The organism is Natrinema soli, assembly GCF_028618695.1.
The window spans coordinates 1-21,833 of the sequence record NZ_JAQIVI010000095.1 but is presented as its reverse complement, the minus strand read 5'-3'; the positions used below and the strand labels follow the sequence as shown (position 1 = coordinate 21,833).

The window sequence follows — 21,833 nt, the reverse complement described above, 5'->3', positions numbered from 1 at the left end:
GTCTGAGGGCCTTGTCCTAGTCGTCCACGAATCAGCTGCATGCTGGTGGACCGTTGGTGGCGATCGTCGCCGACTGGCGTGTCGACGTGATCGTATCCGGTAGTGCCGTCGGCGAGACCTAGATTGTGGCTCCCCCCTGCCCACGGATGCCACCGTGCTCGACGACACCGATACGTGATGTCATAGGAGTTGTCGGTCACTCTCAGGCACCGTCCGTCCAGCACGACGTCCCCCTGCCGCTGCCTTCGGCTGTAGAAAGAGAGGTGAAGACCCGTATTCGACTCACGTATTAGCCGTTTTGGAAACGTATTTGTACGTTCGAATGCTATCTATCGAGATATGGACGAAACTCACGACGAATGTGATAGAAGTGTCGACATAACGGTGGAGCTTACGGGTGAATATGACGCTGTTGTCGAGAAGTTACAGATGTCGACGGATGAGCAGGAGGTGCTTGGGCCAGTTCTGGCTGATTTCTCGCGCCTATTAGAGACCGTGCGGCGACTCGACGGTGGCACCCGGAGTGTCATCGTCGACCAGCTGCCGCCGGAGATGCATCACGCCTATGACGCCGAGGCGGTCGTCGACGCCCTCCAGATCCTTGCCCGCTACGACCTCGTTGCCCTCGAGGGCAATACCTGGACCCCGGGGCCCGCGCTCACAGCATAGCTCTCTGCGATCGGCGTGGGCGTTGCGTTCGAGTGTTGACCGAGAATATGTAGCCTAGCTAGTGGTTTGTCGCACTCCAAACTCTCAACCTCTGCCGTTTCCACAGGTTCGGAGGATGGGATACTACAAAGCACTAGCGCAGCGATACAACGGATTATCGGTACTCTCAGTCATGAGCGGCGTCGTCATTCACCTATGACGACGCCAACTGCGGAACTCGCGGTGGATGCCCTCGTCGAACAGGCCGAGGAACTGTGTTCGCTCCACGATCACATCACCCGAGTGATCGCCGCTCTCGACGTCTCGCAAGGCTCATTTTCGGATCAGTATGCACAGACCAGCACGACCGACTTCGCGTTCAAGTCGGTCGTGCGTATGTTCCTGTATCAACACGCTCGCGGATTCAACGACAGCGAACTTCATCGCCGGCTCAAGGGCACAACCTACGTTTTCATCCGGTTCGAACTCGGCCGAGCACCCACCCAACAGGCGATCAATTACATGTGGCGCCGACGATTTTCACTCGCTGACCGCCGGGCGATCACGGCCACCGCCCATGAAATTTGGGCGGTGGCCGCCGACCACGAGATCGTGACAGATGGGGAGCCTCGACTCGATCCCGGCGAAGTCAGTGACGCCCTCGTCACTGACGAGCAGATCATGCAGGCGATCCGCACCGCCCGTGACCGGGGGCTCGGTGCGTTCGAGACCGACCGCGCAGCTAACGCAAGGTATCCCGATGACTATTCTTCGAGTGGCAGGCGTATCTCAACCTGGCCGACGTGGGGTCGTCGTCCCCACGTCGGCGCTTCGATCGGCTGAGTGACTGGACCAAAACACCGCACGGCGATACACATCTCCGCGCGATGAAACAGATCGCAGCACCAGCCGAGCAGACGTCGCTCACCGACTTTGCAGACGGTGAGCGACCGCTCAACTGACAGCGGATCCGTGATGCGATCCTCGGTCCGTTGCACGCGGGATTGGAGTGCTTGCTCGCAGAGATCGTCGCGAACGACGGGCTCCGCGAGCCCGTCATCGCGGCGATCGACATCACCCACTGGGAGTTCTACCCCTCTCCTTACAAAGACGATGACGACGTCGATCCCGACGACGACGTCGTCATCGTCAATGGCGAGGAACGGGTCCCAAAGGACGAATATCCGGACATGGTGAGTGGTGACAAAGACGGACGGAGCTACAAATTCGCGACACTGACAATCATCGGCCAAGACACGCCGATCGTGCTGAGGATCGAACCCGTCCGGGAGGCGTCGGCCTGGGAAGGCGACGCCTCCCAGATCCACAGTCACTTGAAAGCTGATCTCGTCCGGCGGTTGCTAGAACAGGCTGAACAACATGTTGAGATTCACAAGCTCTTTGCCGATCGTGAGTTCGACGCGATGGAAGTTCGTGATCTGATCGACCGCCACGACATCACCTATCTTATCCCCAAACCGGTCTACACCGCCGATCTAGACCAGATCGAGAAGCTCGAAGCGCACCCGCTCGCCGACGTTGCCGTCGAGCGAGCGGTGACACTCTCTGTGGACGGCCGATCACACGAGCTGAGTTTCATGTACGTTCCGTCGACCGAGAAAGACGGAACGTACGCCGTCTTCACGACGAATCGCGACGTAACACCCGACCAAGCCATAGGGCTCACCGCACAATACAGCTGTCGGTGGCAGATCGAAAGTGAGTATAAGACGATCAAACATCACTTTCTTCCCGCCACAGCCTCGACAGATTACCGCATACGGCTCCTGTACTTCGTCCTAGGCGTCGTTATGTACAACGGCTGGCGCCTCACGAACCTTCTGCTTCGTGAGGCGCCAGCCGTCGACCTCGGCGCAAAGCCGCCACTCCGAGCCGGCGAAATCGTCGAACTCGTTGGGTTCTGCCTCGCTCCCACCGACTAACCGAGGAGAAACCACCCAGATCGCGGGTCTCGGGAGGGAGTGAGAGTGGTCTGCGCAAAGTATGGATACTCACAGCACCTACTGGCTTCATGAATGGACGCCGCCGATTCGACGTGGTTCAGCATCTTTCCGAAGCCGAACTTGATACGGCGATCAATGAGGCTCAGAAGGCGGGCGAGGCTCGGCTCGTCCGCCGTCTGTGTTTCGTGAAGAATCTCTACGCGGGCGATGTACTGGAAGAAGCCGCCAGACGTGTTGGCGTTTCACAGGCCAACAGCAGCCGCTGGGCACACGCGTGGAACGACGCTGGTGTCGATGGATTGCGACCGAGTTTCGGGGGCGGTCGGCCCCCGAAACTCTCAGATGAACAGTTCGTTGAACTGTGTGAGATCCTCGAAGAAGGCCAGCCGTGGACGCCACGAGCGATCCACGCACTCATCGAAGAACGATACGGCGTTACCTACGACCCAGCTCATTTGAGCCGGAAATTGCGCGCGAGCGGGATGCACTACGCCAAACCACGCCCGATGGATCCGCGCAGTCCTGAGAACGCAGATGAGATCCTCGCCGAGCGCCTTGCCGAGGCGCTCGGCGAGAAAGATGCCGATGAGGAGGATGATCCGGTCGTACTGGGGTTCTTTCGATGAATCATGGCCACAACCGTTTGACAACTCTCAGCGGATGTGGTCGTACGACCGAACGGTTACGATCGAGAAACCGCTGGTGATCGCTCCGTGGCGCTCGTTCGGCTTCTATGCGCTGACTGGGCAAAGTACGATTTCGTTCGGTGAACGAATCATCAAGGAGACCGTCTGTGAGGCCCTGGAGAAGATCCGCGAGCAGAATCCGGTCGGGCGGATTCTGCTTGTGGCGGACAATTATGGCTCCCATCACGCGAACCTCACCCAACAACGGGCCGACGAACTCGGTATCGAGTTCGTCTTCACCCCACCGCATTCGCCGACGTTGAACGCGATCGAACCGCTCTGGAAGAGTCTCAAACGAGAGATCTCACCAGAAATCTACGAGGATGAAGAGCATTTCAGGCAGTTTCTCACCGAGACGTTTTTTCGTCTGAGCCGTCGTGTAAGCTTTGCTGTCGATTGGATCGAGACATTCCTCCCCAACATTCAGAGGTTGCGCTGATCACTCAGGCAGTCGGACTCGACCCATGACACTGCTTCCTTTGCACTGAGACCAGTCATAGGTCCGCGTTCCATGACGCGTGTAAGCCTTCGGCCCATCCGTTCTAGGCTAAGCCCGCTATATCCGGGGCGAGCGAACCAGGATTCTGTTCGTTGGTCGGGTCAGCACAGTCAGTCACAGGCAATTGCTCCGAGATGAGGTGGCTATAGGAGCGCTCACCGCCGTGAGCGCTCCGAACAGCCCACTGAATCCGAAAGCTGTCGCTGGAAATCCTCGTGAATCCAGCCTCGTTAGGGCGGATTACGCGAGATCAGCTTCGAACGGTTCGTGCTGGACCCGCTCTAACAGCAGGGAACGGTGAGCGTTCGGATCTAATGCATCGTTCAGCAATGACTCAACGAGGCTCGGTGGCTCGTAGCCGAGTCGCTCGGCGACTCGGCAGAGAATCCGATCACTTCGCCGACTGAACGCCCGTGCCCACCGTTCCTTGGGAAGCAGCGACGACGCGTCAACGTCGTCGTCGCTGCGGTCTTCTTGCTGTTCTTCGATGATCTCGATGAACAGCTCCCTGAGCGTGCGGCTGATCACAAGCGAGAGCAACCCGATGAGAATCAATGCTTCCACGACTTCGGGCTTGCTGGAGGTAACTTCGTCAAGCCCGTACACTCGTTTCAGCTCTCGAAACAGGAGTTCGACCTCCCAGCGCGCCTGATAGAGCTTCGCGATATCAGGCGCACGATACCCTTCAACCGGCAGATTCGTGATGTACAGGTGGTAGCGTTGTTCCTCTGTGTTCCAGACGCCGACGACACGGAACGTCTCAACGGCACGCGAAGCCGTGCCGTTGTAGACACGTCGCTTGAATTCAACTTCTCCCTCAACGTCGATGACATCTCGGTGAAGATCGTCCAAGATCTCCTGGACCTGCTTTCCTTCCAGGGAAATGGCGTTGCCACGCCATTCCCTGAACTCGTCGGTGATTGCGGGGTTTGCGTTGGGCTTGAGTCGTGTGAGGAACCAGCCGCCGTTGGCATCAATGAGATCCATCGTCCGGTAGTCGAAGTAGGCTTGATCGAACAACAGCAGGGCGTTCTCAACCCATGGACCGGTCGAGAGGTGCGTTGACTCGTGGGTACGCGCGTCTGTGATGGTGAAGTCAGCTGGAAGTCCTGTGCTGACGGCTTCGACCACGTGGAGCTTCGCTCCAGCGTGGTCGTCGCCATACCCTGGAAACACGCCCAAGAGGGACTGATACAGCGTGATGACCGTCATGTCGATGATGAATACTTCGCGAAACTGGTCGAACCGGCCCTGAAGACGGTCGTCGTTCTCTTCGAGGTCCTCAAGCGCGTCCTTGAGGACCTCTCGAAGAAACGCACAGAGCGCCTCGGTGAACCAATCGTGAAACGACGAGTAACGAAGTGTTCCGCCGAAGGTGTCGATGTATTCCTGCCGGAACTCTTCGAGTGTTCGATAGTGTCCGGTAACGAACCCGAGTGTGAGCGACCAGAACAGGGCATCAGCCTCGAGTTTTCCGCCCTTACGCTGGATCAACCCGGTTGCGCGAGCAAGCTCGCGCAGCCGGGTATTCGGAAACGTCTTTACCAGCCGCTCTTCTATTACCGAATCCGGTGGGAGTGTCATTCATCTCCTCACCGGATCTCATACCGCTAACAGCTGGCGGTCTTCCTGTCTTCTCCAGTTAGCCTAGAACGGATGGTACCAGGACAACCCAACGGATGCGAGAGCTGCGAGTACGATTGGATCCTGTGCGGATTCACCTGCTGCTTTTTGTTCTGGCTGTTCCATCATTTCTTCTTGACTTTGACCCATCATTCCGAGTATAGTGACGATCGATAGTTGGTTAACTGTGGTGGCAATTGCTTTCGAAATCTTACTTAGATGATTTGTGAGCTATTACCGTTGAGATTCACGAAGGATAAGCGGGCCAATAGCGGGCGTTCGCTGGTCGGTTAGATCCGAGACCGTCATTTGGCCTGCCATGGATAAAAAAAGGCTGAAGCGATGGTTCGTTCGGCAGTTCCTTTCGTCCCGTTCGCACACACAGCCAGCACGGGAAGCCACCGAGGCCGTCACAGTCGCACTCTGTCGTCTCAGTCTCGTCGTCCGATAGGAAGGCCGTCAGCGTGCCGTCATCAGTCGCGTTCTCAACAGCAGCCATGTGCCGTAAAGTGGGTTGGTCTAGTTCAGCAGACTGCCCTCCGTGAGTCAGCAGAAGGACACTACAGGTGGAGAACGGCCAGGCTCTGAATAATTCAATTTGCTGATTATCCATTACGTTGCTGGGAGATCGCTTACGAGCGGCCAGTACAAATTAATTGCATGAGAATGCAACTACAGTAATAAACTGATTCCTCACTAGACCGGGGGCCTATGATGAAAGAAAAGATCCTCTGTTGCACCGAATGTCGGTGGATGGTCAGCACCAACGATACGCCGCCAGACGAGGTAGATCAATGTGCTATCCAGCATTTTCGGGAAACAAGCCATCAAATCAAAAGCCCTTGGTGGTAGCTGCCCCGATGATAATTACTCTCTAGTGGAGTCTGCCTAACCATGGAAAAAGCGGATCACACGGCTATTGTTACTCCCTTCCATCAGCACCACGACCGATGATCAACGCATTTTTGACTAAATCTTCGTGACCACGCCGCAAGCGCTCTGAGAGTGCCTGATGTGAGATATCAAACTCATCAGCGAGCTCGTCGGCAGTTGCTTCACGGGGAATACTGTAATAGCCAGCATCGTACGCCCGTGTGAGCGCTTCCTGTTGTTCTTCTGTGAGCCCATAGCGACCCTGGCGACCCTCGTCAAGTTGGTAGATGGTCAAAATGTTGAATGTAATCCCGTTCTCTTGGCAGTAGTCGTGGGTTCGAGAGAGTGCATCCCGATCTGGAAAGAGGGTACGGAGGTTCCAGCTATTTTTATTGCCGGTGGCGGCGAGAATCGTTGCCTCTTCCGTCACGAGAATCCGTACAAGCGTTTCGATCTCGGAAATCCAATCCATTCGATAGAGCCATTCATCGTCTACATCAGCCAGTAATTCACGCTGATCAATGCTTGGGTCGTCAGTAAGAACGGCTTCGAATTCATCGCGGTCAATGTCCCCTCCACTCACCCAGACAAACGGCATGACGCGATCTTCGTCGTGGGCAGCAACGCGTTCAATTTCGAATTCGATTCCCTCGGTCTGAGACAAGGTATGATGGAGCGCGAAGTCATCAGCGTTGAGTTCGACTTCGACGACTGTGCCAGGCATACACCAGCAATAGGCTGCCGTGATGAAATACCCGTTGACCCGTTTTCAATCTCGTAACAATATCAGAGGAACACCGTCTGTATTGTGGTTCAGTCGGTTCGTAAGCCCATGGATGGTCTGGCAGCCAGCTTATTTCAGAAGGCACACCATCATTTCCACGGGTGTTTACTGTATAGGACAGCTAAGAGCGGCAATTGGCGAGACACGAAGAAGGAACTGAAGCGAGTTAGTTCGGCAGTTCTTCGCGGCCCGTTTGCACGCACGGCCAGCACGGGAAGCCATTCAGGCCGTCACAATCACAGTCTTCGGGTTCGGCAACGTCTTCGCTGTCCTCCGATGGGAAGGCATCAAGCGTCCCATCGTCAGTTGCGTTTTCGACGGCGGCCATGTGTTTGCAGAATGCGTTCCGGTGGGTGTGATGCGGACACGTGCAGGCCATCAGTTCCTCGGTCACGCCGTCGATGGAGACCACGTAGTGGTGTTCAGCGGGGTTCTCGTGGCTCTGGTTGGTGACTTCGACCATTCCGGGGGCTTCCACGCGGAAGCCGAACTGTTCCCACTGCGCGCGTTTGTGTGCCGTCTCGTCAACTTCAAGTTCGCTAGGCGGTTTCGTACTCATGGTCTTTCAACGTAGGTTTCGGAAGACCGATGCCGGGTGTACCAGCACCCGGCGCGTTTCCACGCGCCCGATGGCATCGTTCTTCCTTACCATGTCCTATGTGTGCTATGGTAATAAAAGCTACGACATCCTTTGTATGATGTGGTTATAAGTAGGTGGCTATCAGAATCTCTTCTATGACCGAAGATGAAAAAGAAAGACAGCGTGACGATCAAGGGCAATTCACGGAAGAGGCAAGTGACGACGAAATACTCCACGCAATACGAGACTCAGAATTCCCCGCGGTGACCGCTCGCTGGGTCGCAGATACATTCGGAATTGCTCGTTCTCCAACTCACCAACGTCTCACACAACTCCATGAACAGGGCGATCTCGAACGCGGGAAACTCAGCCCTCGTGTCGTTATCTGGTGGATTCCCGAGGATCAGTAGCCAATGCCGCGAGACTATGACCGCGAGTTTACAGCAGCCGTCAATCACCGAATCCGACGACGACTTGGCTTCGACACCGCACGGGGCACCGTGGTTCGGTTCGTCGTCCAACTTGAGTATCATCACGACGGCGAGTGGCAGACAGTCGTTCGGTATGATCATGACGGAACGGGGAACAGTGAGTTTGGACACGATGTCACCGAAGAAGGCCTCCACATCGATATCTATCGAGACGAGGAAAAAGAAGCGACGGAGTACATTGCTCCGCCACTACCGGCAGCTGCTGCCCTTGACCGCGCCGAAGACCATTTAGCTAAGAATCTCGAACGGTATATTAGCAGGTACGAACGATGGCACGGGATCAACAGCCGATGACTGACGACGAAATCGCCGAACTGCGCGAACGGATGGAAGCACAGCGCGAAGACATCTATGCCGCGTTAGCTGAAGACCTCGACGGCGATCCCGATGATTACCGTGTCGATGACGCCGCACTTCCTGACGGTGGCGATACCGACGAGTGAAGTAGCTGAATAGTTTCTATTCGTACACTGAGAGATTGCAGTCGGACAGATCCACCGTATAATCGCTTCCAGCTCAGTCCAGATTTGTATACTGGTGCTAGAATTCTGTGGAGTCAATGCCTCTATCGCCATAAAACACGCCTATGTGTATTCACATATCTATACACATTGCTTAAGATAAATTTATACATAGAGCGTTAGCTATGTTTAGATGGTGATCCCAATGGCAGAAGAAACAAACTCCCAACCGACACACACAGTCGCAACGTTCGTTGACAAAGGCGGCGTGGGAAAAACCACAACTACCGCCCATCTCGGCGTCGCACTCGCTCAGAGCGGATACGATGTATTGCTCATCGATCTTGCTGGAAAACAGGGCGATTTGAGCAAGCAGTTTGGGATCACGCCAGATCCCGATGCGTGGCCCGATATCTCGACCGTATTCCGCGACAAGTGGAAGGAAATTACTGAGAAACTTCCCGATGCAGTCGACGAACTCGTCACCCCAACCGGCGAAGGCCCCGATCTCATTCCCGCAACACAAGCACTGGATGGTCTTGATGCCGAACTCAATTCAGTTGACAACGCTCGCGAGCGGTATTCTCGATTCGATCAGTTTCTCACCAACTCAATCGACGGCCGCTATGAGTTCGTACTGATCGACCTGCCGGGAGTGACGAATAACGTTACACTCAATGGATTGTGGGCAGCTGAGAACGTGATGGTTCCCGTCCGTCCAGGTCCCTTCGAAGCTGAACAAGCCGCCGCACTCCAAGATGATATTGCGGAGATTAACGACCAATTCGACCTTGCGATTGAACTCACGCTTGTCATTCCAAACGAGGTCGATCTCCGAACGAAGCTCGGCCAGCACTATGTCGATGCGTTTGCCGAAGAGTACCAACATGCAATCGGCGAGCACATTCCGTCAAGTCAGGACATTCAGAATCAACAGAAACGCGGTGAGACTGTCTTTGCGCTCGAAGAACCATCCAAGACAGCCCGCCGTGCGCTAGAGGCGTATGAAGCGAATGCAGAACTCCTCGAGGCGCGTGTCGGCAAGTCCACTGCCAACACTCCATCAATCCAGTAAAAATGACGCACTATAATCACCAATACCACATAGGGACACACAGATGAATCCACATAGGGATACACATAGGAAACCACATGGGAATACACATAGGAGATCATAAATGGTAGACGAAAGCGATCTTGATAGCGATCTCAAGGCTCTAAAGGAAGAAACACAGGGCGGAAATCGAATCCAAGATGTAGCGAAAGAAGACGCGTATCGGGAGTTTCAGGAGGCGGTCGTGGAGAGCTTGCACAACCGATCGACAAGCGGAACAAATCAAACCGTCTCTATTTGGGACAAAGAACTTGCTGCTCTCACTGACGTGCTGAAAGAGAATCCTGAGTTGCTGGATCGAGTTGGAACAGAGCTCGAAAATGAGCTTGGACGACCCACATCCGAAGATGAGCAGATGACACGGGGGGAACTGCTGGGGATGTTTGTTCGAGTCGGGATGCAAGAGGCTGACCCGGAGTTGTTTGAGATGTGGCGAGATGCTGTTGCTGAGTGGGTTCGAGCGCCCTAGTACAAGAAGAAAATCAATCGTTAGTGTTCGTCAGTGCCGTTTTCGGCTTTTTCCGGGTCAAGTGCTTCGAGTTCCTCCTTCGAGAGATTTCCCGCCAAAAACTCCTCTCCAAGGTCAGAAAGCGTGTAGAACGCCTCATCATCCTGTTCGAGCAAACCAGCATCGCGGAGCGCACGCAGTCGTCGGCCAGTATAGGATCTGTCGTAGTCGATATTTCCGGCTACGACTTTTGGCGTTACTCGGATGTTATGATCGTCTAAGAATCCGAAAATAGGGTAGTCAATTTTTGAGAACCACGAAACTCGTTTCACAATCCAATAGTGAAGTCTCGTCCCCGTACAAAAGTCACTTACATTCCGCACAATTTCAGTCCTGTATGTATTCAACTCTGAACCCATATGGGGACTAGGTTTAAGTTGTACTATCTAAAAGGTTGTACCAACGGCTCAGCGCGGGCGCTCAGCGTCCAAAAGCTACGGACGTGTGTTTGCACCACACGCCCGCGTTAAGTCCGGAACCGCATATGTCACAACGCACGATACCCCCAAGGAACTTTCCCTCCGGTCGAACCGAGACAACCCAAACACGACTTACTCACCAGTGGAACCAGTCCACGCCGAAACCCAGCACGCTCGACGGGTTACCCGAGAACATCCAGACAGTCCTGTATTCCGTTACAGGCGATTCATCTGTGAGCGTCTGCCACCTGATGAACGACGGCGGACAGCCGCTCTGTGGCTGTCGTGGATCGTTTTCACAGCTCACAGTTGAAGAAGCACGCTCGCAGGTTGACCGTCTCTGTGAGAATTGTCGCATCCAGTACGACGGCGCACAGCGAACCAGACCTTGCCCGAACTGCCACACACCTGTCCACGTGAGTGTTTGGCCACAGCACGTTCGGGGGTGCGACGGCGATGAGTAGCTTCGGTTCCGCCGACAGTGGCCACTTTGGTCACTCCCCGGAGCGTGGAACAGATTTCGGAGGTGAGAACTGATGTCTATCGGACTCTCGACCGAAGAAGTCGATGAAACCACGGTATCGGACGAAGACTTTGCCGCCGCGATGGGAATAGACGTAGCCGAGTCGAATACGTCGAACGCGGTCGCGTCCGAGTCGGATTACGAGCAAAAGCTCCCAAGCCGAAAAACGATGTGGACGGTGATTCGACAACAGGCCGAGCAGATCGACGTGCTCGAAGAGCGCGTCGAGACATTGGAGAAAGATCGTGAGAACGCCGAGAAGAAACGTGCAACGGATCGGAGCCGCCTGAGTGAACTAGAGGAAACAACCGAAGAGATGCAGGACGACGTCGATAATCTTGTGGAACTCGAAGAGAAAAACGCTCGGACACGGGTGTCTGTGACGCGTATTATCAACCTTGTGCTCGATTACGAGAGTGCGGACGGGGTAGACGATGAGTCGGACAACCTCGCTGTGGAAGCGTCCAACGTTGGCCGGCAACTCTTCGAGACAGTCCAACGCTCGGAGCAGAATACTGAACTCATGAATTTCCGTGAAAAGCGCGCAGAGAGTCAGCAGGTCGAGGACAAGTATCTCGCTGTGCTGCAGGCAGGCAAAAACCTCGCCGCGGAACACGAAACAATGGTTGCTCGGATGGGTTACCGCAAGGTCGCAACGCGCTATGGCTGTGCGTACAAGAACGATGGCTATCGTGTCATGGAGGAGATGGCCGAGCGTGTTCCCGGTGTGACCTACAAGGAATCACGGACGTTAGGACCGGAAACCATGGGTGTTGGTGGCCACCACATCGAAATCTCGTTTGCCCATCCTGATCTTGCTGGCTGGATACGCGCTCGCGAAGCAAACACGGGAGGGAATTAACCACGAACGGGGCATTATAACGTTGTAATTACGGGGGTTCGGAGAACCCCCGTTCGCGGCGGTCCCACCGCAAGAGATTCACACCGCTTTGCCGGTGAACCACGGTGGGAAGGATGGTACGGCTACTGTAGAGTGCGTCTTTTTCTGCGTCTTTTTCTGCAAAACAAGAGGGGTTGTCGCGGACAACCCCCTTATTACAACGTTGTAATCGACCGCACCCAATTGCCGCCGACAATCACGCCGAATCCGTCTATTCCGCCGAGAAGATCTCCACGATTCGAGTACCACCTCGAGACACCGCCCTGTTGAGTGGGTCGAGTGACTGGCGCTGCTACGAGAGCACCGACCGAGAACCCAGGTTGCAGTGATTATGCTAGGTTGTTCGGAGGTGCCCCGTGGCAGGCTCGTAGATTTCGCCCAACTGTTTCAGTTTCTCAATCTTTGAGCTGAGTTGACTCTGCGAGATCTCGAGGTCGTCCGTCAGTGTGAAGAGGAGCGATTCCGGCATCCCATCCGCCGTCGCACTCTCAAATTCGGTGACCACCTCTTTCAAATCACCAACATCAGCGACTCTGGTCCCACTTTCGGTCGTTATCCCAGTTGCTTCGTGGTCTGTATAGGTTGCGTGTTCGTCCATGAACGCGTCCGCCTCAGAATCCGAGCTGAACGACCATGTCTCCGCACACACGTCACAAAAGACGTTCCAGTGCGTATAATTGGCGAGACTGACATCGAGATCAGCGCGTTCCCACTCAGGCTCATGCCCAGTATGCTCTCGGTGTTTGCTGTAAAAGTGTGACGCGGCAGATGTATCGTCGAATTCTCCACCCATATCACACTCGGGACAATTTATCACGAACGCTGGGTCACTAGGTTCCGGCATATGAGTGTCGTATTCTTGGTTCAGTATAATTGTTCTTCTAGTCGATTAAATAAAACGGGTGGCCGATTATCGACCACTAATAGACGTACTGCGGTCAGCTATCCGTGAGACGAAAGCCGTCCTCCGCCTCAGAGTGACGTTGAGGTGCGATTCACGGTTGAGGACTATCTCATCACCGTCCAGATTACCAATACCATCCTTATCCACGAACCGCTCAGAGCACGCAGTGATGCTAGCGAGAAATTCCGACAGAAGTTGTCGACCAGAGGGGTGTGACGAGGCGAACTGCAGCAAGTTAGTATATTATACTAACTCAACCATACCTCTTCACTCTCGCAAAGAGAGATACAGAACTAAGAAAACTACCGCTCGCGATCAGTGCTATCCCCCTAGCTTATTACCCATGAAAACCGAATTACCGACTATGAGGACAAAGGGTCAACTACAGCGATTCGAAAACAAAGCGCAGTTATTGCGCCATATCGCTGAAGAGACGGGGAGAGACCTAGATACGCTCTGGGAAGAGTACGACGAGAAGGTTGAATAACTCCATTCTATCTGATTTTCACTCGTGTGTAGTGACGCCGATATCGAAATTTCATTCGCGATCGATGCAGACACAGTATCACTAAGACCAATTGGTGATTACAGAGTCGAAGACATCGAAGGCCCAACAGTGTTCGTTGGTGGTGCGATGTATCGGTCGCCCCCCTTGAGCGAATTGGATGTCAACGAAGTCAGAGACGCACTCCAGCAACTCTCCAACAATTCAGACTTCCAATCGATCATCGACAACTGTCCCACCAATACGCCACTTGTCTATGACGATATCGACTATCTGACTCGGCATCTCCCTACAAGTGCCCTCGAAAAATGCCAGGCACTAAGCGACGAGACGCCATTTGAGAACGAATTGCTGTTACTTGTTGCGTACGTCGAGCGCCAGAATGCGCTCATTGGGCATTCCGATAACGTCCTAGAATACTATCTCGAGCAGCGAAACGAAGTCAAAGAGCAGCTTCAAGCAGGAAGCGATCTGGACGGACAGCTCGAACGGTCGTTTTTCTCCTATCTGTTGCTTGCGTCTGCACTCATCGAAGAACTGACGACTGAAACAGTCCTAAACGAGTTGTTCCGAGAGGAAGCCCGCCTTGACAGCATTTCCGAATTTGTTCAAAGCGTGGGGCATGCAAAGAGATTAGAGATCCTTGCCGATATTCAAATTCTAGAAGAAGGAAGCCACAGCGAATTAGTCGAGGTAAAGAATCGACGTAACAGTCTCGTCCATGACGCCCAACAACGAGCAGGGCTCGGAGATCTCGGCTCTCGGCGAGAGATAGCGCGAATCCTCGAAAAGACAGACCGGTGTGCCGATATCCTCCTCACAGTATCGGGAAAGAATATCGAGTCGATAATCGCCAAGCGAGGATGCGATGAATACATCGACCATGCACAGAGTGAGGCAATTGCTGATACCAGAGCAACATGGGAACGAGAAAATCCGGAGAAGCTAGCCACGCTCGAAGACAGTGAACGTGCTACGATCGAAAACTTCCGATGGGATGTCGAAGAGAGCACGTCCGAGTCATTCGATATAATAGAAGGATTTGAGTTCTCAGGATTCGACGATGAAGAATTGTACGCAATTCTCATGGCGTTTATGCGAGATGCGTCCGCTGCGTTTATCGATCGTATTGACGCCGATGCAAACGAGAGTAATCTCGATCGGTTCGATTTCGCAGTGCTGCTGCTCCTATGTGCTGGTCACGAGTACAGCGAAGTCGCTCGGTGGCTCAAAACGGACGAGAAATACATCCAGCGCAAAGAAAATGTAATCGCATGGCGAGCGTCAGCCTTCGAAAAAGATCTCGTTGATGAAATCCCAGAACCTGACGATCAGGTGTGGCCTCACGAACGAGGCTGACCTCGCTATTCAGATCCGTAATCAGTGAGTCGGAGCTTCCCCTCAACTTCATAGAGACGGCCCTTATTGTATAGTTTCTCGATGATGTCCTTGGCAGCGGGTTCTCCAAGATCTTCTTCCTCAGCCAGAACTGCATACGCTTGCTCGTAGGTGAGTTCTCCCCCAGGTGGGATTGCGGTCGCGAGCGCCTCGAGTGCTTCTTGCGCAAGTGGGGTGAGTGGCGACGTTCCATTAGAACTCATGGTTGCTCCATACTACTCCCATGAAACAGGTAAATCCTCGGAACGGGACAGACGCTTGATTTCGGTTTTAAACGAGTAAGGGATCAAAATCACACCAGGGCTCCACCGTAGTGAACACGAAATATCTACACACAAGGACGGAAGACACACCATTTGTAGAGTGTCTTCTGCAAAACAAAATTCGGCCGTAGAGAGCACTCAGATGTCGAAAACAGCCCAATCACGATGGTCACTCACAGCATCAACCACTACGTCATATGGATATTGACACTGGTATTCGTTATACCGTCCTCCTGCTTCACCTTTGTTCTGTACTGTCTTTTCGGCAAATCCACCTAGTGAAAGCTCATCAAGTTGATCACGAAGGCGATCATATGAAAGAGGATCACGGCCATTCATTTCGGAAAGCCGTCGATATTGGCCATAGATCGTTTTGCCACGAACTCCTGTGCTGTCTTCTGTTTCGTAACTCAACGCAATCAATGCAAAGAGCCCATGATCGGTGAGACTCCCGATAGCATCTCGGATTTGATTCTTCTCAACCAATCCACGAGCATCTCGGACTTCTTCTTCACTAACGGTCATGTGTCCCCGTTGACTGGCAAGATCAACGGCTTCCCGGAGAAGTTCGATTGCTTGGCGAGCACTACCGTGTTCTTGCGACGAGTAGGCAGCACAGAGCGGGATTACACCATCATCGAGGACATCGTCGGTGACTCCGACATCAGCACGGCTCTGGAGAATAGCTTGAAGTTCACTTGCCGAATAGGGCTGGAAGTGGATCTCTTTCTCTGCGAGTGAATCTTTTACTTTCGGTGAGAGGTTTCGACGATAGGTGAAATCGTTCGAGATACCGATGACACCAAGGGTAACATCGTCGTCAAGATGGTCGTTATCCTTTGCTCGCGGGAGTTCATAGAGGAGTTTGTCATCACTGCCAAGCGAGTCTACTTCGTCTAAGACGATGATCGCTGGGTCGCCACGATCGTTTAACTCGCCATAGAGCGCATCAAAAATGGCTTGTGTAGCATGTCCGGTCATCGGGAGCGGAGGGCGATCAGTACCTTGACGGAGGTTGTTCACGGTCTTAATAGCGGTCTGATATGAAGATTGAGAATTGCAAGTGACACGGATGGTGGTAATATCGACGTGTTGCTGGAGTTTGCTCAAGACATGGCGAGTGACGACAGTTTTGCCGACTCCAGTTTTCCCATAGATGAAAATATTGTCTGGCGACCAACCGTTACGAACTGCGTTGAGAGCATTCGCGAGTTTGCTAATTTCGTCGTCTCTTTCGACAACGTTGTCCGGTTGATAGTCGATCGTGAGGGCGTCACGGTTGGTGAAGAGGTTAGTGACGTCGGCGAACGGGTCGTCACTTGTTGGCATCTTGTATTAATCACGCGTGTCGATTGACTTAGGTCTTGTCGTATGTGTCGTTAGAGTCGTAAGTTCTCCCCATACACTCACACACCAGATGTCGAGTGTCTTGGATCAAAGAGGGCCGCACAAGAACAGCAACTTACTCTATAATAATATAATAATGTTATGGGTAGTAGTAGTATTATCCGGTAAGCAGTGAATAGAGAATTCTGGTTCTCTAGGTCATATAACAGCAAAGTACTGAATATACTAACTACAATATCAGCACCTAAAATCGTCTCTTTAAATATATCGTGACTTTTTGCTTTAGCTTGCCTCCGTGGTGCGATCTAAGACACTCTACAACTGGTGTGTGAGGGATGACGAAAATCGATACGAGGACATTCGACAACTGGTGTGTCCCACTTGCTGTTCTGCTCTATTTCTCACTCAGACACTCGACAGATGGTGTGTGGGGGTCGAAGACATCGCCAGAATGATAGTAGTTTTTAGTGCATTCCCGCGTCTTCACAGTAGGTGCCGAACCTCGATACGGATGCAATCGGTTGCCCACCGTGATGAATAAGAAGTCGCGATCACCGACGTTTTCTCTCCAGCTAAACTCACTGTGGAAGCGGTGAGCTGTCCTCGAAACCAAGCGAACAGAGCCTTGCCAGTAAACAGCGGCGTGCTGACCCAGGCTGGCCTGGGTCAGCCGTCGACCACACTGCTATCCATATGGAAGCGACAGTCGCTAGTTGTCCAGTCTATCGATCACGGCACGAACAGGTGTGTAGAAATAAACCAGATGTGGGGCAGAGTCAGGGCGTAGCCTCGGTAGTAGATAGCGCAACGAAGAGAATATGTCGAGTTACGATTGTTTTGGCGGGAGTAACGGTGATGAGGAAGATAGCTGACGCTCCCGGTCAGCCTCGCTTCGTCCGAAGCGAGGCGGCTCACCCGAGTCCGTGATCGTATCCAGCCGGTAATCCGACCCCGTTCGTCCGATAGCGCTTTCGCCACCCCAGTTCGTCGTCTAACTCCTGTTCGATTCCATGGAGAAATGCATCACTGAACGTAAAATCCACGGGGAGTGCTCGCCCGCCACGCCGTGGCTGGGCGAGCACCCCCCACTGCACCACCAGCCATAACTGCTCTAACAGGAAGCCGACACCCACGTAGAACAACCGGATCGTCGTTGACGGTGTCGTCGTCACGGCACGCGCCTCACGGAACTTCTCGTAACTCTTCTCGATCTGTGACCGCTTGTCGTAGATCGTCGCGACCTGCGCCGGCGTGCGGTCTTCCAGACCATACGCCGCGTACCCAGTCCGTTTCACACCCGACTTGCCTCGGTTACCGTTGTGGTACGTGACGTTCACCGCCAGCGGATACGTCTGTTCGTACTCTTTTCCCTCACAGATCGTCTCCTCGGTCATGTACGATTTGGTGACCGAGAGTTTTTCTCGGAGCGAGTCTTTCCCGGTTTTCACCGGGAAGACTGGCGGTGCAGTGGCACGAAGCACACCGATCAGTTCCCCGGCAAACGCGGCACGATCGATGAGAATCCTCTCGATCCCGAACGGATACGTCTCGACGCGGGCGAGCACGCGCTCGACCGCGTCGGCCTTGCTGTCGTCACCGGAAACTGGTTCCAGCGCCAGTGTCAGTGGCTTTCCTTGCGCGATGACGAACACTGTACAGTACCGGTGACATTTCGTGGTTCCATCACGGGCTTTCATCCTCCTGAACTCGTCTTCATCCTCCGGGTATCCGTGGAACGGGTTGTCCATGAAGTCGATGCAGACGGTTCTCGACCCGCCACGGTCGAGAACCGTCATCGCTACCAGCGCGAGGATGTCGTTGACGGCATCCAGCATGGTATCTTTCTCCAGCGTGTGAAGCCAATCCATGACCGGCTCTCTGTTCGGCGTCTCCCTCGTGTTCTCGGTCACACCGTTCACTGAAGTCGTCCCCACGGCCGCCCGAAGAACGACTTCCATGATATCGCCGGAATCGAGGGGCGACCCCTCGATTCCTGTCATCGGAATCAATGCAAGAAGTTCCAGAGAAAGCGACTTCAACTGGCCGTTCGTAATGAACTCGTCCGGATCTGTGAGAACTTCCTTGAGCAATGGGATGTTCATCACGAGTACATCCGGACAGCGGGTGAATCAGTGACCTGATTCATCCGCTTCGCTTCCACAACGTGTCAGCAACTGCGCTGGTGAGCTAGAGTGGACAACTAGCGACACTGAACAACGCTGATCAAGGCCTAGACGGTCTCATGAAGGAACTCGAAGGGGTCTTCATATAGGTGCGAGGTCAAGCAGATTAGAGAGATGGTTGACCGTGACCTTCCACTGGGCTCGACCAACACATTGTGTCTTTGATGTCCGTCCGACACCGTTCAACTCAGTGCTGTCTCTCGTCCATGGGCGCACTTGGTGTGCAATACATGATCTCTTTGTCTGGAGCACGCAGAGCTGTCCTGACGCCTTGTCGGTTGTTCGTTCCATCCGTTTTGGCCCAAACGCTTTCGAGGCTCGTTGGTGTTAAGAGAGTATGTCATTTATTCCGACTCGCGAAGAGGTGTTGACCAAAGAGAGTATCACGCACCGAAGCGTCAAAGAGATCGTCCGTCAATCACTCATTAACGGCATCGCGATCGCGATTCCTCTCGTCATCACTGTTGTTATTCTCGGATTCGCGCTCAACTTCATCTCGAATACTCTTAATCCGGTCGTTTTTATTGTCAGAAGTGTCCCAGGCGTCTCATCACAAACAAACGAGATGCTTGTCAAGATCATCGCAATCGGACTCCTCTGTGGTGCCGTTTTTGTCCTAGGTTTCATCACAGAATACCGATCTGGAAGTGGTCGAATTGGCACTCAATTCGATGACTTCATGGCATCGATTCCAGGGCTTGGCTCAGTGTATACAAGTTTCAACGAGATGAGTGAACTTCTGCTTGATTCATATTCGGAGAGTTTTAAAGAAGTCAAGCTCATTGAGTATCCTACGACTGGCTCATATGCTGTTGCATTCAAAACCGCTGAAACAGCTAGCGCTGTCAAACAGGCAACGGATCACGAAGAGATGGAGTCATTGTTTTTACCAATGGCACCAAATCCTGTAATGGGTGGGTTCGTTATTCATGTCGCGAAGGAGCGCGTTATCGATGTCGATATGACTGTTGAAGAAGGAATTCGATCGATCGTTACCAGTGGTGTTGCATCCGGCCAGAAGCGAGCGCACGCGCTCTCACCGGATCAACTGCGGGAACTCGGTCGGAATATCTCAACAGATGTATTTGAATCGTCCCCAGCCATGCAAAGAGACGAACTGAAACGAGTTGCGCAATATGAAGCAACGATGTCTCCGACACGCGTAGAGACACCGGCTGAACTCGCAAACTACTCTACCTATCCCAGAAACAACTCAGAATAACGTGATTTCTCACAACAATAGACACAATCTGATGTCAACGTTGGGATGCATACCGCACAATCCACACAGCATGATTCGTTCCAGAGCACAGCTAAATTGGAGCAAACCGACCGGCTGCAGGGGTACGAGTCTACTAGGCGCCAAATTGCTTCACCTTCCACTTGTGTCACAACTGGCGTCCCAACTAACTTACTTTTCGCGGCGAGTGCTGGTGTCGGACAAATCCACTGCCGCTTAGTTAGCAATAACGCGCTGGCCAACGAGTGTCGGTGCTTTGTTTTATGGTCGTGTCGACGATTGCTTTATTTTCGACTATCACCACAAAGTATTTACCATCATCCGCGAAGGCTCTCGGTGTGGCGAGGTTGCCTCTGACACCACCTGAATGAGGCTCCCCCTGGATCTGGCGCCATCACTCCGGATCCACTCCCACCCCGCCACGTTCCTTCCTTCCCACGCGCGTCCCACTTCGTGTTCGATCTTTCTATTATCCATCCTCACGGGACGACTCCACGCCCGTGGAGAATAACCAGGTTAGAGATCTGTGTCGTCTCAGCTCTCCGGAGTGAGACGATACTTTTCGTGATGGTGACCGTCTCACCAACTCTGACACCAAGACGATCCCGAAAACCCGTTGGAATACAGATGATCCTCTCTCTGAATTACGGAACCCGACGAATTGCGAATCCAGAGATCGGTCGCTGGCCGTCGGGCTTGATAGTAATGGCGTCGCCAGCGCGGAGCTCGAGTGTAGGATATTATCCCGTTGAATGCGGACGTATTCACACTCTTGATTGGTCGGAGAGTTCCTGAGGGTTTAGTGACTTTGTTAGCTGTTCCACAGGTGGCAAGAATATTGATAATACACCATTCACGATATTCGGTATGGTACACCCACTCACGGACGACGAAACAGAGCAGTTGCTCCGCATCTGTCGGACGGCAATCGGTGACGAACTCCGGAGTGTGACGTACTTCACACCGAACGAGTACCAACATCTCTACTTGAGAGATGACCTCGAGCGAGGGACCGATCCACGCTCGTTCGTTGAAAATGAACGCGGTGGGTTCAGCTCCCAACGGACGTACGAATGGTCCGAACTCGGTGACTACCGTTACACGATGCGCGCATTCGACAATGGGTATCTCGTTCGTGTTATCGTCGGAACGCACGGCGCCTATGTGACGACAGATTCAGTAACGATGGATCGATTTACTGAAGTAGCAGAGGCTATCAGTGGTGTACTCGAAGAAATAGCATCCCAGTCCGAACGACACGTGCGGTAAGAGTGTCTGGAAGGCAACCAGACACTCAATCTTCCTTCCCATTCTCAAACGCGATCACAAATCAGACAATGATGATCGAGTTGATAGAACAGTCGAGAGAGGCTGAAGAGAATCAGCGGTATGAAGGAGTGACTGAGCGCGAATTCAGTGACGGCAATTCCGACTTCGGTAACCAGGCAGCCATACTCCACCGAGAAACCCACACATGATATGTTCGTTGGTTCAATATGAATTTACATATACGCTAGATATATTGATTGAGTAGTAATGATACACGAACTGTTTGAGATGTGGGGAACAAGACCTGAGGTTTCTCCCGCTTTGATTACCCCACACATCTCGGGTGCGATGCACGTTCCTTGGTCTACGCTAACACCCGACATAATATGACTATGATTATATTGACTTAAAGTTTTGGGCAGCTTATTCACAAGCATCTTGAACAGATATTGATTAACGTATTAACGCCGTTATACCGTCAAAATGACCACCTACCATTTTATCCAGTGTTGCGCCACGCTTTTGCGAGCTCCCATAATTCATTGAGAATGAGGAGTGCAACGGGCACCGCGACAAACAGTATACGCTCATCCCGATGAACCGTAACATCGATTTTGCTGGCGAAGCCAATGCCGCTCAACGATGGACGA

20 protein-coding genes and 1 pseudogene are annotated in these 21,833 nt (G+C 53.2%); 13 read left to right on the top strand and 8 right to left on the bottom strand.

Annotated elements, in window-relative coordinates:
- The first annotated feature begins 339 nt into the window (after positions 1-339).
- The 4 genes and pseudogenes from PGX04_RS06230 to PGX04_RS06215 all read left to right on the top strand — a co-directional run bounded on the left by PGX04_RS06230 (position 340) and on the right by PGX04_RS06215 (position 3,737).
- Entirely contained in the window at positions 340-669 is a 330-nt protein-coding gene (locus PGX04_RS06230) for a hypothetical protein (protein WP_273737719.1), read from the top strand.
- A 195-nt stretch (positions 670-864) separates the two neighbouring features.
- Positions 865-1,491 (top strand): hypothetical protein, encoded by a 627-nt coding sequence (locus PGX04_RS06225; RefSeq protein WP_273737718.1) that lies wholly within the window; start codon positions 865-867, stop codon positions 1,489-1,491.
- Positions 1,492-1,661: 170 nt separating this feature from the next.
- Positions 1,662-2,591, top strand: coding sequence for a transposase (locus tag PGX04_RS06220; RefSeq protein WP_273737717.1), 930 nt, complete (start codon positions 1,662-1,664; stop codon positions 2,589-2,591).
- Positions 2,592-2,680: 89 nt separating this feature from the next.
- Positions 2,681-3,737 (top strand): annotated as a pseudogene (locus PGX04_RS06215) (IS630 family transposase).
- Between the two features lie 300 nt (positions 3,738-4,037).
- Here PGX04_RS06215 and PGX04_RS06210 read toward each other — a convergent pair.
- The 3 genes from PGX04_RS06210 to PGX04_RS06200 form a co-directional block, all read right to left on the bottom strand.
- Complete coding sequence (locus tag PGX04_RS06210; protein WP_273737716.1) at positions 4,038-5,381, bottom strand: IS4 family transposase; 1,344 nt, start codon at positions 5,379-5,381, stop codon at positions 4,038-4,040.
- A 961-nt stretch (positions 5,382-6,342) separates the two neighbouring features.
- Positions 6,343-7,017, bottom strand: coding sequence for a bacterio-opsin activator domain-containing protein (locus tag PGX04_RS06205; protein ID WP_273737715.1), 675 nt, complete (start codon positions 7,015-7,017; stop codon positions 6,343-6,345).
- 226 nt (positions 7,018-7,243) lie between these two features.
- Positions 7,244-7,636, bottom strand: coding sequence for an SWIM zinc finger family protein (locus tag PGX04_RS06200; protein WP_273737714.1), 393 nt, complete (start codon positions 7,634-7,636; stop codon positions 7,244-7,246).
- Between the two features lie 176 nt (positions 7,637-7,812).
- Here PGX04_RS06200 and PGX04_RS06195 point away from each other — a divergent pair, with 176 nt between their 5' ends.
- The 5 genes from PGX04_RS06195 to PGX04_RS06175 all read left to right on the top strand — a co-directional run bounded on the left by PGX04_RS06195 (position 7,813) and on the right by PGX04_RS06175 (position 10,192).
- A complete protein-coding gene (locus PGX04_RS06195) occupies positions 7,813-8,067 on the top strand; it encodes a hypothetical protein (protein WP_273737713.1) in 255 nt (84 codons plus the stop codon).
- A gap of 3 nt (positions 8,068-8,070) precedes the next feature.
- On the top strand, positions 8,071-8,442 hold the full coding sequence (locus PGX04_RS06190) for a DUF7718 family protein (RefSeq protein WP_273737712.1): 372 nt from the start codon (positions 8,071-8,073) through the stop codon (positions 8,440-8,442).
- Entirely contained in the window at positions 8,439-8,591 is a 153-nt protein-coding gene (locus PGX04_RS06185) for a hypothetical protein (RefSeq protein ID WP_273737711.1), read from the top strand. The genes PGX04_RS06190 and PGX04_RS06185 overlap by 4 nt, the downstream gene beginning before the upstream one ends.
- 223 nt (positions 8,592-8,814) lie before the next feature.
- The gene (locus PGX04_RS06180) at positions 8,815-9,684 is read left to right on the top strand and encodes a ParA family protein (protein ID WP_273737710.1); all 870 of its coding nucleotides are present in this window, start codon (positions 8,815-8,817) and stop codon (positions 9,682-9,684) included.
- Positions 9,685-9,787: 103 nt separating this feature from the next.
- Positions 9,788-10,192: a DUF8115 family protein gene (locus PGX04_RS06175; protein ID WP_273737709.1), complete on the top strand. Its 405-nt coding sequence runs from the start codon at positions 9,788-9,790 to the stop codon at positions 10,190-10,192.
- 20 nt (positions 10,193-10,212) lie between these two features.
- Here the strand turns inward: PGX04_RS06175 and PGX04_RS06170 are convergent, their stop codons facing one another.
- Positions 10,213-10,590: a MarR family transcriptional regulator gene (locus tag PGX04_RS06170; RefSeq protein ID WP_273737708.1), complete on the bottom strand. Its 378-nt coding sequence runs from the start codon at positions 10,588-10,590 to the stop codon at positions 10,213-10,215.
- Between the two features lie 596 nt (positions 10,591-11,186).
- Between PGX04_RS06170 and PGX04_RS06165 the strand changes: the two genes are divergently transcribed.
- On the top strand, positions 11,187-12,035 hold the full coding sequence (locus tag PGX04_RS06165) for a hypothetical protein (protein WP_273737707.1): 849 nt from the start codon (positions 11,187-11,189) through the stop codon (positions 12,033-12,035).
- Positions 12,036-12,408: 373 nt separating this feature from the next.
- Here PGX04_RS06165 and PGX04_RS06160 read toward each other — a convergent pair whose 3' ends face one another.
- Positions 12,409-12,918, bottom strand: a complete 510-nt coding sequence (locus PGX04_RS06160) for a DUF7542 family protein (protein ID WP_273737706.1) — start codon at positions 12,916-12,918, stop codon at positions 12,409-12,411.
- 571 nt (positions 12,919-13,489) lie between these two features.
- Between PGX04_RS06160 and PGX04_RS06155 the strand changes: the two genes are divergently transcribed.
- Complete coding sequence (locus tag PGX04_RS06155; protein WP_273737705.1) at positions 13,490-14,842, top strand: hypothetical protein; 1,353 nt, start codon at positions 13,490-13,492, stop codon at positions 14,840-14,842.
- Positions 14,843-14,847: 5 nt separating this feature from the next.
- Here the strand turns inward: PGX04_RS06155 and PGX04_RS06150 are convergent, their stop codons facing one another.
- From PGX04_RS06150 to PGX04_RS06140, 3 genes are all read right to left on the bottom strand, one after another.
- Positions 14,848-15,084: a hypothetical protein gene (locus tag PGX04_RS06150; protein WP_273737704.1), complete on the bottom strand. Its 237-nt coding sequence runs from the start codon at positions 15,082-15,084 to the stop codon at positions 14,848-14,850.
- 198 nt (positions 15,085-15,282) lie between these two features.
- Positions 15,283-16,473, bottom strand: a complete 1,191-nt coding sequence (locus tag PGX04_RS06145; RefSeq protein WP_273737703.1) for an orc1/cdc6 family replication initiation protein — start codon at positions 16,471-16,473, stop codon at positions 15,283-15,285.
- A 929-nt stretch (positions 16,474-17,402) separates the two neighbouring features.
- The gene (locus tag PGX04_RS06140) at positions 17,403-18,593 is read right to left on the bottom strand and encodes an ISH3 family transposase (RefSeq protein ID WP_273737702.1); all 1,191 of its coding nucleotides are present in this window, start codon (positions 18,591-18,593) and stop codon (positions 17,403-17,405) included.
- 418 nt (positions 18,594-19,011) lie between these two features.
- Between PGX04_RS06140 and PGX04_RS06135 the strand changes: the two genes are divergently transcribed.
- Positions 19,012-19,896, top strand: a complete 885-nt coding sequence (locus tag PGX04_RS06135; protein WP_273737701.1) for a DUF502 domain-containing protein — start codon at positions 19,012-19,014, stop codon at positions 19,894-19,896.
- A gap of 885 nt (positions 19,897-20,781) precedes the next feature.
- On the top strand, positions 20,782-21,183 hold the full coding sequence (locus PGX04_RS06130) for a DUF7522 family protein (protein WP_273737700.1): 402 nt from the start codon (positions 20,782-20,784) through the stop codon (positions 21,181-21,183).
- The last annotated feature ends 650 nt before the right edge of the window (positions 21,184-21,833 follow it).